This window comes from Mycolicibacter sinensis (genome assembly GCF_001673565.1).
In the GTDB taxonomy this organism is placed as follows: domain Bacteria; phylum Actinomycetota; class Actinomycetes; order Mycobacteriales; family Mycobacteriaceae; genus Mycobacterium; species Mycobacterium sinense_C.
This window is the reverse complement of the sequence record NZ_LZMF01000045.1, coordinates 20,683-35,320: the sequence shown is the minus strand read 5'-3', so window position 1 is coordinate 35,320 and position 14,638 is coordinate 20,683. Positions and strand designations below refer to the sequence as shown.

6 protein-coding genes are annotated in these 14,638 nt (G+C 70.4%); 2 read left to right on the top strand and 4 right to left on the bottom strand.

All coding sequences use genetic code 11. The annotated features are described in order from the left end of the window. The 3 genes from A5648_RS07995 to A5648_RS07985 all read right to left on the bottom strand — a co-directional run. Positions 1-1,997, bottom strand: a 1,997-nt coding sequence (locus tag A5648_RS07995; protein ID WP_428844318.1) for an arabinofuranosyltransferase, incomplete at its 3' end; no start/stop codon positions are given. Between the two features lie 3 nt (positions 1,998-2,000). Next, positions 2,001-2,765 carry a decaprenylphospho-beta-D-erythro-pentofuranosid-2-ulose 2-reductase gene (locus tag A5648_RS07990; protein WP_065024026.1) on the bottom strand — a complete coding sequence of 255 codons (765 nt, stop codon included), beginning with the start codon at positions 2,763-2,765 and terminating at the stop codon, positions 2,001-2,003. Then, entirely contained in the window at positions 2,766-4,142 is a 1,377-nt protein-coding gene (locus A5648_RS07985) for an FAD-binding oxidoreductase (RefSeq protein WP_065024025.1), read from the bottom strand. It lies immediately after the preceding gene. Positions 4,143-4,219: 77 nt separating this feature from the next. On the opposite strand from A5648_RS07985, the gene A5648_RS07980 reads away from it, so the two are divergent. Beyond that, complete coding sequence (locus tag A5648_RS07980; RefSeq protein WP_234787355.1) at positions 4,220-4,777, top strand: hypothetical protein; 558 nt, start codon at positions 4,220-4,222, stop codon at positions 4,775-4,777. A gap of 81 nt (positions 4,778-4,858) precedes the next feature. Here the strand turns inward: A5648_RS07980 and A5648_RS24970 are convergent, their stop codons facing one another. Then, on the bottom strand, positions 4,859-7,123 hold the full coding sequence (locus A5648_RS24970) for a cellulase family glycosylhydrolase (RefSeq protein ID WP_082966374.1): 2,265 nt from the start codon (positions 7,121-7,123) through the stop codon (positions 4,859-4,861). An 830-nt stretch (positions 7,124-7,953) separates the two neighbouring features. Between A5648_RS24970 and A5648_RS24845 the strand changes: the two genes are divergently transcribed. Further along, positions 7,954-14,337, top strand: coding sequence for a beta strand repeat-containing protein (locus tag A5648_RS24845; RefSeq protein ID WP_207511619.1), 6,384 nt, complete (start codon positions 7,954-7,956; stop codon positions 14,335-14,337). The last annotated feature ends 301 nt before the right edge of the window (positions 14,338-14,638 follow it).

Below are 14,638 nucleotides of genomic sequence, written 5' to 3'. Positions count from 1 at the left end.
TGGCCGCCATCGAGGCCTGGTCCAAACTGGAGACCGCCGACCAGTTCACCCGCGCGCTCGACGACCTGCCGTGGCCGGCGCCGACGGTGTTTCTGATGCGCCCGGGTTCCGGGGACACCTACACGCTGCGGCTGGCCAAAGACGTCTACCCCAACCACCCCAACGTGCGCCGCTACACCGTCGACTTGGACGCCGCACTGTTCGACGGGCCGGCGTTCAGCGTGGAGAAGATCGGCCCGTTCGTGCTGGCGGTGCGGCGCTGATCCGCTCGGCCACGGCAGGTCGTCGAGCGCGCGGGTGAACTGGTCGGCGGTCTCCAGTTTGGACCAGGCCTCGATGGCGGCGGCGCGCGCGGAGAACTGTGCCAGCGGGTTGGCGTAGTGACTCGTCAGGCCCTGGAAACCCCAGTAGGGGTAGAAGGACAGGAAGCTGTAGTCGGCGGTGAGCACCACGGTCTCATCGCGGGGCTTGCCGGTGGTCTTGGTGATGGCCGCATCGACGGCGTCGTAGTACTTGGCCGCGCCGGGCGGGCGCCGGTCGCCGCGTTGGCCGTGGCCGTCGGTGTCGGTGTAGGCGACGGTGATGTCGGGCCGCAGCACTTCGGGGATGTCCTGGCTGAACGCGATCGCCCCGGCCAGCCCGACTGCCGTCGCCGCCGGATAGACCACCCGGTGCCAGCCGGTCGCGGCCCCGCCCAATGCGCGGGCCGCCTCGACGAAGCCGAACACCCCGGCGGTGGCCAGCAGCACGGTCAGCGTCGGCTGCAGCCGGAAGCTCAGCAGCGTGGTGCGGGCCAGGGTGGACAGCATGGACAGGATCGACCACAGGTAGACGCCGACGACGCCGATCGCCAGCGCGGCGGCGCGGGCGGAGGTTCGGGCCCGCACCACCAGCCATCCGGTACCCAGTAGGCACAGCGCGCCGAGCAGGGTGAACTGCAGCATCGGGAAGCTCAGTTCGGCGCCGTCGCCGGGCAGATAGTGCCGAGCGCTGCCGGTGTCGCCGGTCGGGTTGCTCGCGGCCCGCAGCAGGTACGGCGTCCAGTTGATCGCGGCGATGGCCGCGGCGATCACGCCGGTCACCACGAGGCGGGCCAGCGGATTCACGCTGCGCCGGGCGGCCGTCAGCAGCAGGGCCATCAGCACCACGGTGAACGCGCTGTAGGCCACCAGCAGGGTGTAGAACGTGGCCGCGAAGCCCAGGAAGATCCCGGCTCCGGCGACCGCGCCCCAGCCGCCGCCGCGTTCACCGGCCCCCAGGCCCGACCAGGCCAGGACCAGCACCGGCGGCAGCAGCATGGTGATCATCGCCGCGTAGGGCTCCGGGGAGCTATAGGCCAGCGTCACCGCGGCGCCGGCGAGGGTGACCAGCAGCGCGTACTCGAAGCGAATCAGTTTGTTCCACAGCACCAGCGCTATGGCCACCGCGATGGCCATCGAGGTGATCGCCCACGGCTTGTACATCTCCCAGGCCGGGGTGCCGGTCAGCGCCGCGGCGCGCCCGCCCAGCCAGAACCAGCCCGGCGGGTAGAACGACGGCAGGCCCAGATAGGTCATGTCGTGTAGCGCGGGGCTGTCGGCCATCCGGGTCAGGTATTCGATGCGGAACTGCTGGTCGACCGAGACGCCGAACAGGTAGAGCTTGGTGGCGCCCAGCGGCATCGCCAGCGTCACCACCGAGAACGCGCTGGTGAACACCACCGCGGCCAGCCAGCCCAGCGCTTGGCGGCCCCGCCGCCACAGCCACGCGGCGGCGCCCAGCCCGGCCAGGCAGCCGACCTGCCCGACGGTGGTCAGTGCGTGCAGTTGGTTCGACGAGGGGTAGGCCGGCCACTGCACCCGGGCGATGGCCACCAGGGCTATGACCGCGACGACGACGGCGATGAGGCCCGCCAGGATCATCTGCCCGACGGTCGTGAGCGCGGTTTTCCCGGCGCGAGCAGACGTGAAAGCTCCCATTTCGCGCCCTTTTTGGGGGCTTTCGCGTCTGCTCGGCATGGGCTAGATCGGCAGCTTGCGGAAGATCGCCCGCGGGACGTGCCGCAGCACCATCATCACGTAGCGGAATGCCCCCGGCGCCCAGACGATCTCCTTGCCCTTGGCGGCCGCGGTCACCGCCAGCTCGGCGACGTCCTCTTTGTCGACGGTCAGCGGCGCTTCCTTGACGTGCGCGGAGAACCGGGTGCGCACCTGGCCGGGCCGGATCACCAGCACCCGCACCCCGTCGTCGCGCAGCGCCTCACCCAAACCGAGGTAGAAACCGTCGAGCCCGGCCTTGGTGGAGCCGTAGACGAAGTTGGTGCGGCGCACCCGCTCGCCGGCCACCGAGCTCATCGCGATGATCTGCCCGAAGCCCTGGGCGCTCATCTTGTTGGCCAGCAGCACCCCGACCGACACCGCTGCGGTGTAGTTGATCCCGGCGACCTGCACGGCCTTGGCCTGGTTGTGCCAGAGCTCCTCGGCGTCGGCGTCCATGCCGAAGGCGACGATCGCCACATCTATATCGCCGTCGCTGAACGCGGCGTCGATCATCGCCGGGTGGCTCGCGGTGTCGAGGGCGTCGAAGTCGATCACCCGCACCGACTTGGCACCGGCGGCCTCCATCGCCGCCGCCGCGCCGTCGCGGCCGGGGTCATTCGGCAGGCAGGCCAGCACCACGCTCGCCGAGGCGTTGCGCAGGTAGCGCGCGCAGATCGCCAGCCCGATTTCGGACGTGCCGCCCAGCACCAGGATCGACTGGGGGTTACCGGTCGCGTCGAACACCATCTACACAAGCTCCAAACGTCGGGCCATGTCCGAGACGAAGATCCCGTCGGGATCGACCTTGCGCCGCACCGCAATCCATTCGTCGATGCGCGGGTACATGGCGTGGAACATCTCCGCGGTGGTGCGGGAATCCTTGGCGGTGTAGAGCCGGCCGCCGAACTCCAGCACCCGGCGGTCGAGGCCGTTGAGGAATTCGTTGAGGCCGGCCTTGATCTGAAAGTCCACGCAGACGTTCCAGCCGGGGATCGGGAAGCTCAGCGGCGCTTGGTTGCCCGGGCCGAACAGCTTGAACACGTTGAGGAAGGAGTAGTGCCCGCTGGCCTGGATGTCTCTCATGATGGCCTTGAACTCCTCGACCGCCTCGGTGGGCACCACGAACTGGTATTGCCCGAAGCCGGCCGAGCCGTAGGCCCGGTTCCACTCACCGACCATGTCCAGCGGGTGGTAGAACTGCGTCAGGTTCTGCGCCTTGCCGCGGTAGCTGCCGGACTTGCGGTACCACAGCTCGGTCATCGCACCGAAGATCAACTTGTTGCCCAACCCGTTGGGGAAGACGTCTGGGGCGGTGAAGAACTGCGGCGCATCGAATTTCAGCGGGTCGCGGGCCAGCTTGTCGGGCAGCTGGTCCAACCTGGCCAGCGAGCCCCGCGAGATAGCGGCCCGGCCCAGCTTGGGCGGCGCGCTGATCGCGTCGAACCACGCCGAGGAGTAGGTGTAGTCGGCTTCGCTGCCGTCGCTGTGGAAGGCGATGGTCTCGTCGAGCGAGGCGGTGACGTCGCCGTCGGCAATAAAGTACGCCGACTCGGTAGGGGTCATCGCGATCGTCGCGCGCAACACGATGCCGGTTAGGCCGTTGCCGCCGACGGTGGCCCAGAACAGCTCCGCCTCGGGGCCGGCCGGGGTCAGGTGGCGCACCGAACCGTCGGCGGTCAGCAGCTCCATCGACACCACGTGGTTGCCGAAGCTGCCGGCGCTGTGGTGGTTCTTGCCGTGGATGTCGCAGGCGATCGCCCCGCCGACGGTGACCTGCCGGGTCCCGGGCAGCACCGGCACCCACAAGCCCAGCGGCAGCGCGGCCCGCATCAACTGGTCCAGGTTGACCCCGGCGTCGACGTCGACCAGCGCGGTGGCGGCGTCCATCGAATGGATCCGGTTCAGGGCGGTCATGTCGACGACCAGACCGCCGCCGTTCTGGGCGTTGTCGCCATAGGAACGGCCCAGGCCGCGGGCGATCACGCCTCGGGAGTCGGACGCGCGCGCCACGGCCTTGGCGATGACCTCGACATCCGGGGTGGACAGCACCTGCGCCACACTCGGCGCGGTGCGGCCCCAACCGGTCAGTTTCCGCGCGGTGGTCTGCAACTCAGTGCTCAACATCGCACATGAGGGTACCGCCAACGCGCCGCTTCCCAGTTTCACGTGACTAATCCCGTGACTACCGTTACGATCGCGCAATGCCTGAGACTCCCCCCACTGATTCCCCGTCCGCGGCCAAGCCCACCAAGCCCAAGAGCGCGGGTTTTCCGAAATCTTCCACCTCGTCGCAGGGCATGTCGGTGCCGACGATTGCCGCTCTGGCTCTGGCGGTGCTGGCCATCGTGCTCGCCGTGGTCGGGTGGTTCTACCCGTCCACGAGCCACAAGTTCTCCGGCGACCAGCGCGACGAAGCCAAGGGCAAGATCTGCGACGCGCAGGCTGTGGTGCGCCAGGGCACGCAGTTCAACACCAACCTGCAGAACCCGGTGCCCGGCGACCTCGCCGGTGACCTGGCGGTGGGCACCAACGCCCGGCTGTCGTTGTTCGCCGGTGGCGCGTTCCTGCACCAGCGCCTGGAGGCCAACCCGGCCGCTCCGGATGACCTGAGCAAGGCCGTCGGCGACATGGCCGACACGCTGGAGGCGCTGAGCATCAACTACCTGGCCGGGCACTCGCCCGACGACGCGGTGCAGCAGCCGTTGCGCGACCAGCTGCGTGGGCAGATCGACGTGCTGGACAACCTCTGCCAGCCGTAGCACTTCCTAGATCCTGAATCCGGCTCAGCGCCGGTTGCGCATGACGCAGCCGGCGCTGAGTCGTTTTGCGGGGCAGGTTCCCTAAGACCGCGCTGGCGTCACGGTGACGCTCACGGTGCCGGCACCGCTGTCCGAGGCGATCACCAGCTGGTGGGCGCCGGCCGGTGAGACGACATGGCCGCCGGTGACGCTCACCTGATAGTTGGTGTCGGGCACCCAGATGGTGGTGTGTGAACCCGCAGCGAAACGGCCACTGCCGTCGGCCATCTCGGTGGAATAGCTGAACTGCAAGCCGCCCTCGGTCACCGACCAGGAGCCCGGGATGCCGGAAACCACCTGCGGGTAGGCCTGCGCCAGCGTGGCCATCACCCCAGAGGACAGCCCGTTGTCGTCGGGCTCGCCGGAATTGGCGCGTGCCGTGCCGTATTCCCAGAACAGCCAGCCGAATCCGCGCTTGTTCGCCTCGTCGAGGGTGTCGGTGATGCTCTGGATGTTGCCGGTGTTGCCGAACTCGGTGATCATCGCCGGGATATTGTGTTTGGCGGCGTAGGACGCGGCGTCGCCCTGGATGATCAGCTCCCACAGTCCGCAGCCGAAGGCGGTGTCGCCGAACATCGCCGTCGACGTGCAGTAGTCGTGGAACGCGTAGACGGTGTTCGGGTCGTCCACCGTGCCCAGGTGGGTGGGCAACGGCAGGTTGCCGGTCAACGTATTCGGTTCGAAATACACCGGGGTGTGCGGGTCGACGGCGCGGATCGCGGCGTCCACCTGGTTGTAGAACGCGGTGAGGTACTGGGCGTCGAAGAACGGGTTGCCCAATACCGTGCCCAGCCACTGGGTTCCGGCCCACGGCTCGTTCATGATCTCGTAGCCGGCGACGTTGCCGTTGCCGGCGAAGTACTCGGCGACGACCTCCCACATCCGCGCGTAGCTGTTCTGCAGCTTGACGCCGTCGGCGACGGTCGCGTTGTTCCAGAACGCATCCCAGGCATGGTTCACCGCGGGACTGACCACGTAGTTCCACGGGAAGCCCACATCGATCTCGGGAAGGCCGCCGGTGTCGGTCGCCCACGCCGGAGCGCCGTCGAAACCACCGTTGATGGAGTCGGAGTAGACGTCCTGGTGCATGTCGAGCAGGCTGACGATGTTGTACTTCGCCAACATCTGCACGGTCTGTTCGATCGAAGCCAGGTAGTTGTAGTCATAGACGCCGGGTTGCGGCTCCACTCCCGCCCACAGCACGCCGACGCGCACCATGTTGACGCCGTGCGTGGCCAGATACGCCGCATCGGCCTCGGAGAACCCGCCGGCTTCCGGGGTGTACGGCGCGTTCTTGTAGACCTCGTTGATGCCGTGCATGATCACCACCCGGCCGTCGCTGTCGGTGAGCCAAGGCCCGGTCACGGTGATCGGGCCGTAGCTGGTGTCCCAGAAGGCCGGTTTGTCCAGCGACACCCCGCTGCCGAAGTGCCCGACCGCGCCGTGGGTGCCCATCAGGCCGGGGTTGCCGCCGGCGCCGCCCAGCGCGGGGAGTGGGTGCGGACCGGTGGGGCTACCGCCGACGCCGCTGTCACCGGCGTCGCCGCCGTGCCCGCCAGCACCGAACAGCCCGATGGCGTTGCCGCCGTCTCCGCCGTTGCCGCCGTCGGGACCGTCGCCGCCGTGGCCGCCGGCCCCGCCGTTGCCGAACAGCCAACCACCGGTGCCGCCTTCACCGCCGTTGGCTCCGGCGCCACCGGCACCGCCCGCGCCGCCGGTGCCGAACATGCCCGCCGCGCCACCGGCACCACCGGCGACTCCGGCCTCGGTGCTGGTCCAGCCGGCTCCGCCGTCACCGAACAGCCAGCCGCCGGCGCCGCCGTCGGGGTTCTCCGCGGTGCCGGCGGTGCCGTTGCCGATCACCGTCGAGCCGAACAGGGCGTTGAGGGTGCCGTCGACCTGCTTGCCGAGGTCGCTGGTGATCCAGGCCTGGATGTTGTCGTGCAGCGGGGTGTAGATGAACTGCTGGAACAGGGCAGTCGGGTCCAATGCCGCGGCCAGCGCGGTTCCCGAGCCGGCGCTGAGCCCGGTCAGCACGCCGTCCCAGTGCCCCGGGTCGAAAAATGCCTCCCAGGCGGCCGGCGATGACAGTGTGCCCCAGTCCAGTGCGCCGGTGGTGGTGTCCAGGAACGGCGACAGCAGCTGCTCGACGGCGTCGTCAAAAACTTCGGCTTGTGCCAGCGGGGTGGTGGTCAACGGCACGAGTCCGAAGGCCAGGAAGGCACCCGTGGAGGCGGCCAGGGCGGTGGACCTCCGGTTGACGTGAGTCCGTCGACGTCCACCAGTACCGGGCCGGGGTTGGGGCATCTGCCTTCCGCCTTCCTATGACGAGGCTGAGTGTTCTTCGACAAAGTAACAAGAGCTGCAGGGCGGAGGACCGAAAAGCTGGCGGCGGATTGCCGCACTTGTCGTCCTCTGGCGCGGCCGGCCGCGAGGTCGAGCGTGAAGTGCAGCACGAGCGCCTGACGTGCGGCTTTGCCCAGCCGGTGCGCCGACGCGGCGAATAAGCGTACTGATTACCAACAAGAATTATTACCGCCGGCCAAGTCAACGCTGAGCTGATTTCCATACCGACATCTACGAAGCCGTGGGCAGCAGTAAGCTCTTAGGAGACTGTGCTTCGCACCCTGTTTCCGTGCGCGGATCGGATCGAGGCGGTCCACCTGAGGTGCACTAAATTGACGGAAGCGCATATTATCGGCGCTGTACCGGCCCGGCTGTCATCGACGGTGGAAATGCCGCGTGGAAGCGGCGGAAGCTTCGCTGTTGCGGCGTGAATGAGCTGAACCAGCTTTGACCTGTGCAAAGACGTGTTCCCGGGGTGCTGTGAACGCTCCGGTAGTGTCAGCGACGCCGCCCACGTTTTCTGAGAATCCTGACTTTTTCTAAGAAATTTTACTGGTCAAGAATGCCCTCTTGGGGGGCGATAAGGCCATGTAAACCCCTATTCGAGTGGGTTACCTGCGCTTCTCCAGCTTTGTGCACTGGGGTTGACGTGGCCAGAATTAGCGTTAACGTAACCCCCCACAGGGCTTGTTATGCCGTCGTTATGTGCAAGCTAAGGGGAGTTCGCCGTGTCTCGTCAAAGTGGTTCTAAAGGTCGTGGTCGTAGCCGGGTGCTAGGTGCCGGCAGCGCTGTGGGGGCGTTTCTAGCCTTCGGGATGGCCCCGCTGGGGGCGGCCCCAGCAGCGCACGCCGACTTCGACGACGTGCTGATCGACCTGCTCGGTCAGGACTTGGGCGACGCCGTCGCCGGCCTGGGCGCCAACTTCGGCGACCAGGGCGCCTGGGAGGTCGTCTTGGACCCGGCCAGTTGGTCGGCCTTCTTCGACGGCCTCGGCAGTCAGAGCACCTGGGATGCGGTGTTGGCCGATCTCGACCTGAACGCCGCCGGCTCGGCCGTCGCCGACCTGCCCGGTTCTTCCGCCGCGTTCAACTGGAGCGACATCGATTGGCTGAAGCCGTTCGGTGACGGCGCTGATGGCACCGCCGCCCACCCGGACGGTGGCGCCGGTGGGTGGATCTTCGGCAACGGTGGCGCCGGCTGGGACGCCACCGGCACGGGCGCGAGCGAAGACCCCATCGACGGTGGTGACGGTGGCCAGGCCGGTCTGTTCGGCGGCGACGGCGGTGCCGGCGGTGACGGCTACGACGGTGGCGACGGTGGCGATGGTGGTGCCGCCGGACCGTTCTCCTGGTTCAGCCACGGCGGTGACGGTGGCAATGGCGGCGCGGCGATAACCGCGGGTCGCGATGGCGGTGCCGGCGGTGCCGGCGGTGACGCCGCGACGTGGGGTGCATTCAGCACCGCCGGTGCCGGCGGCAACGGCGGTGACGGCGCGATGGGTGCGGCCGGCCTGGCCGGAGCCGTGGCCGGCGCCGACGGTGGCGTCGGCAAAGCCGGCGGCAACGGCGGCAACGGCGGGGCCGGCGGTAAAGGCTCGACCTTCTTCGGCGCCGGTGGCAAGGGCGGCGCGGCCGGTGACGGTGGCACGGGTGGCACGGGCGGCGAAGGCGCAGCTGGTGGGGACGCCATCGGGACCACCGCCGCGACCGACGGCGGTACGGGCGGCGCCGGCGGCGCCGGCGGCGACGCCGGTAAGGGCGGTGCGGGCGGTGCCGGCGGCTGGTTCGCCAGCGCAGGTACCGCGGGCGCCGGAGCTGCTGGTGGCAATGGTGGCGAGGGTGGCGTCGGCGGTGCCGGTGGCGACGCCAACGGTGTGACCGGACAGACCGGTGCGGACGCCACGGTCGCCGGTGCCGACGGCGGCAACGGCGGTACGGGCGGTGACGGTGGCGTCGCGGGTGATGGTGGTGCCGGTGGTAAGGGTGGCGCAGCGGGCACCTCGACGAACGGAACCACGGCGACTGCCGGAGCCGGTGGTCAGGGTGGTGCCGGTGGTGACGCCAACGGTGGCACCGGTGGCACCGGTGGCAAGGGCCTCGGCGGCGGCACCAACGAGGCCGCCGGAAATGGCGGCAACGGCGGGACCGGTGGTGCCGGCGGCACGGCCGGTAAAGGTGGCGCCGGCGGGATGAACGGGAGCGGGACTGGCACAGGTGCCAGCGGCGCGGACGGAACCGCTGCTGGTGGCCAAGGTGGCCAGGGCGGTAAGGGCGGCGATGGTGACGGCATCGTCGGCAGCGCGTTACTGCCGGCTGCTCAGGCCGGCGGAACGGGCGGCACAGGCGGCAGCGGCGGGCTCGGCGCGGGCGGCTCCGCCGACGGCGATGGCGGTGCGGGTGGCGCCGGTGGCGCGGGCGCCAGCGTTGTCGGCGATAACGCCGGCACCGGCAGCAGCGCGACCGGCGGCAGTGGCGGATCTGGTGGTGCGGGCGCTACGGCCACCGACGGCGGACCCGGCTTCGGCGGCGGTGGCGGTGGTGGCGGCGGCGGTGCCGCCGTCCTCGCCCAGTCCGGTGGGGATGTCAGCGGCAAGGCCATCGGTGGCGACGGCGGGTCCGGCGGCGCCGCTTCAGCGACCGCCGTGGGCGGCACCGGCGGTACCGGTGGCTCAGCTGTCATCGACGCGCATGCATCCGACAGCACCGCGGGCGGTGCGGCATCCGGTGCCAACGGCGGCGATGCGGTCGGTACCGGAAACGGCGGCGATGGCGGCGCCGCTTCGATCCGAGCCCTCGCGTCGGGCAGCACCGCCGAGGGCACCGCAGCCGGTGGAAACGCCGGCGACGGCATCGACGGCGGCACCGGCGGGACCGGTGGGGAGGCCCAAATCTGGACCCACTCGCTGGCCGCTGGCAGCAACGCCGGCAGTGCGGACACCGTGGCCACCGGCGGTAACGCCGGCGACGGCACCGGCACCGGCAGCGTCGGCGGCAACGGCGGTGTGGCGAACATCGGAACCTACGGCAACGGCACCGGCACCGTGAGCGGCACCGCCACCGGTGGTAACGGCGGCAACGCAACCAACGGCGGCACCGGCGGCGCCGGCGGCCAAGGCCATCTCTCTGCGGAGACCCCCGGATCCGAGGCGTCTGGCACCGGAATCGGCGGCAACGGCGGTGACGGCAACGGCGGTGACGGCGGAGCGGGCGGCATGGGCTGGGTCCAGGCTTCCGGCCCGAGCGGGGGAACGGCTTCCGGCACCGGAACCGGCGGTAACGGTGGTGACGGCGGTGCCAACGGCGCCGACGGCACCCTCGGGGGCAACGGTGGCGACGGTGGCGAAGGCTTGGTCCAGGGCTACGGCGTCACCACCAAGGACGGCAGCGCCACCGGCGGCAACGGTGGTGACGGCGGCACCGGCGGCAGCAACGGGGCTGTCGGTGGTGAGGGCGGTGACGGCGGCCTGGCCAGTGTCAAGGGCGGCGACGGATCGTCCGGCACCGGCGGCAACGGTGGTACCGGCGGTGATGGCGGCACCCTCGTCAGCGCAACGGCGACTGGCGCAGGCGGCGACGGTGGCGCTGGCGGTGCCTCGTACAACGTGAATGGCACCGACAGCGTCGGCACCGGCGGTAACGGTGGTGCCGGCGGTGACGGCGGCGGTGACGGCGGCCTCGGCGGTGAGGGCGGCGTCGGCGGTACCGCCGACATCAACGGGAGTGGAGGGACGGCGAGTGGCACCGCCACCGCTGGCAATGGCGGTGCCGGCGGCAGCAACGGTGGCACCGGCGGCGCCGGTGGAGATGCGGATATCACCGCCAGTCAGGGCGCCGTCGTCAGTGACAGCACCATGGTGCAGGGTGGCGAAGGTGGCGCAGGCAGCAACGGCGGCACCGGCGGTGTCGGTGGTGCCGGCGCTGCTTCGGCGGTCGGCGCCGGAAGCACCATCACGGGTACTGCCACCGGCGGCGCCGCTGGTAGCGGCGACGGCGCGGGCAGCGTCGGTGGTGACGGCGGCGGCGGCTACCTGGTCGTCGACCACGCCGGCGGCACCATCGGCGGTGGCAGCAACGCCGCGGCGGCCCAGGGCGGTATCGGCGGTGATGCCACCAATGGCGGCCGCGGCGGTACGGCCGGCTTCGGTGAGCTGGAGACCGGCAACGCCAACGACGGCGGCAGCGGCGGCACCTCGTACGGCAGCGCCACTGGCGGTAACGGTGGTACCGCCGACGGCGCCGCGAGCTTGGGCGGTCACGGCGGCAACGGCGACATCCAGAGTGCTCGTGCCGAAGGCGGTAGCACTGGTGGCACCTCGCACGGCACCGCGCAGGGCGGAAACGGCGGGAACGCGACCGGCGGGGGCGCGGGCGGTAAGGGCAGCTACGGCAGCATCTTGTCCGGCGGCACGGGCTCGGAGGCTTCCGGCTCCGGCACCGGCGGCAACGGTGGCGACGGCCTGGACGGTGGCACGGGCGGTGACGCGCTGAGTGGTCAGGTCAATGCGTTCGGTGCGGACGCGAAGGCCGGTGGCACAGCCCAGGGCGGCGACGGCGGTGCCGGTACCGGCACCGGTGCCGTCGGTGGTGGCGGCAACATCGGTTACATCACCGCGGGTGCTGGAAACACCATCACCGGGGCGACGAGCACCGGTGGTGACGGCGGTGCCGCGTCGGCAGGGGTTCAGGGTGCCTACGGTGGCGCGGCCAACGTCACCGCCAATGTCGGTACGGGCAGCACTATCACCGACAGCTCCGCGACCGGCGGTAACGCCGGCGCGGGCGACACGCACGGCGGCGTCGGGGGTCGGGGCGGCGACGCCACCGTCGAAGCCAGCCAGGGCGGCGCGGTGAATACCGCCATCGTCACCGGCGGCACCGGTGGTGCGGGCAGCAACCATGGGACCGGTGGTGCTGGCGGGACCGGATTCGTTACCGCGGACGGCGCTGGCAACACGGCCGGCGGCGAGGCTCACGGTGGCGATGGCGGTGCCGGCAACAACGGCACCGGCGGTGCCGGCGGAACGGGTGCGGTCTTCGTTGCCGGCACCAATGGCTCCGCGCACGGCACCGGCCAAGGTGGCAACGGCGGCGACGGTACTAACGGCGGCGTCGGCGGCGACGGCGGCCAAGGTGACGTGAACGCCAACGCGCACGGCACCACGGGCGGCACGGCCAGCGGCAAGGGCACCGGCGGCAACGGTGGTGACGCCACCGGGGCCAACGCCAAGGGTGGCGACGGCAATGACGGCGAGATCCAAGCCGGCTACAGCCTCAACGCATTCGGTGGAACGGCTTCGGGCGAAGCCACCGGCGGCAATGGCGGCGACGCCACCGGGGCCAACAGCGTCGGCGGCAAGGGTGCCTTCGGGGTAGTCCTCTCCAACGGCGTGGGAGCCAACGCCAGCGGCACCGCGATCGGCGCCAGCGGCGGCGACGGCATCAACGGCGGAACCGGCGGTGACGCCAGCGCCGCCGGCACCGGGCAGGTGGCCGCAACGGCCAACGGGGCCACTGCCAGCGGTACTGCTCAAGGCGGGGACGCCGGCGACGGTATCGGCGCCGGCACCACCGGCGGCGCCGGCTCGACCGGCTGGATCCAGGCCGAGGGCGTGGGTAGCCATGCCTCCGGTACGGCTACCGGCGGCACCGGCGGAACTGGCCAGAACGGCGTCGACGGTGGTGCGGGTGGCCGGGGCTCGTTGCAGGCCATCGGTACCGGCACCACCATCAACGGTGGGACGGCCACCGGTGGCGACGGCGCCACCGGTTATGGCGGCGGCGCGAGCAACTTCCTGGTCTACGACGGCACGGTCGTCGACACCAGCGCTGTCGGTGGTGACGCCACCGACGGCGGCGCCGGAGGTGCTGCCACCGTCGGCGCCCAGGGTGTGGAGAGCTCGATCAGCGATAGCAGCATTACCGGTGGCAACGCCGGAGCCGGTGGAGCCGGGGGAGCCACGACTCTGTCAGTGAGCGACGGTGCCACTATCTCAGGTAGCACTGCCGCGGGCGGGCAAGGCAGCGACACCGCCGCCGGTGGTGCGGCGAGCATCATCGCCGACGGCACCGGTAGCGCAGTGACCGGCAGCCACGTGACGGCCGGCAACGCCGGAGTCGGTGACGACAACGGCGGCACAGGCGGAGATGGGGGCACGGCCAGCATCTACGCCCTGGACGGTGCCCAGATCACCGACACCACCGTTATCGGCGGTGTCGGCGGTGACGGCGATGCAGGCATGGACGGCGGCCTGGGCGGTCTGGGCGGCTTCGGTCTGGCCTGGGCGACCGGTGCCGGCAGCACCATCACCGGGGCGAGTGCCACCGGCGGCGCCGGTGGGCTGGGCGACAACGGCACCGGCGGCGACGGCGGCAGCGGCCAGCTGATCGTCGACTCTGCGGGCGGCACGATCGGCGGCGGCGGGAACACCGCCACCGCGGTCGGCGGTGCCGGTGGTGCCGGTACCGACGGTGGCCGGGGTGGCAATGGGTCGTGGGGTGAACTTGAGTCCGACGCCGCGGGCGGCAACTCCTACGGTGTGTCCACCGGCGGTGACGGTGGTGACGCCACCGGCACGGGCAGCGTCGGCGGTAACGGCGGAAGCTCGGATATCGAGAGCGCCAAGACCACCGGCGGCTTCGGTGACACTATCGGCGGTCCGGGCGGAACGGCCAGCGGTACGTCGACCGGTGGAGACGGCGGCAGCGCCAGCAACGGCGGCCACGGAGGTAACGGCGGCAAGGCGAGTATCGCCGCCGGTGGCGAGAACGCTGTGGCCAGCGGCACATCCAACGGCGGCACCGGTGGCGAAGGCGATGGCGGTGTGGGCGGCAATGCCGGCTACAGCCGGGTTACCGCACTGGGCGAGAACACCACGTCTACCGGTGGTAGCGCTACCGGCGGTGACGGCGGCAAGGGCGACGGCGGCCACGGTGGCAATGGCGCTGACGGCAACATCGGGGCCGCGCTCACCAGCGCCGGCGATCCCGACGACAACCCGACCGCTAACAACAACACGGTCGTCGGCGGAAGCGGCGGGCTGGGCGGCAGCGGTAAGACCGGTGGCAACGGGACCGAGGCCGACGTCTATGCGGTCGACAACGGAAGCCACGCCGGGTGGCCTAACCCGAACAACGATAAGACGGTTATCGGCAACGACGGCACCGACAATCCGTAACCCCAACCCGCCAAACCGCCGCGGCCCGGTCGCAAGGACCGGGCCGCGGTGGCTTCCGGGCGATCCCAGCGCTCGGCGCGCTCACTCATCCCTCCGCAGCACCTATGTTTTAGTTGAGAATCTTCCGTCCCCGTTCGGCCGCTTCCGTCGCGTCAGCGGCGCGGCCCCCGGTGGCTAGGCCACCTTGGCGCATCGGAACCCTGCAGATAGACAGACATATTTAGTGCGTCGAAGTCGCTGCTTGTTCCGCAACCCTGCGGCTGGAGTCCGACCCGTCCGAATTTTGCGGAGAAACGTACCA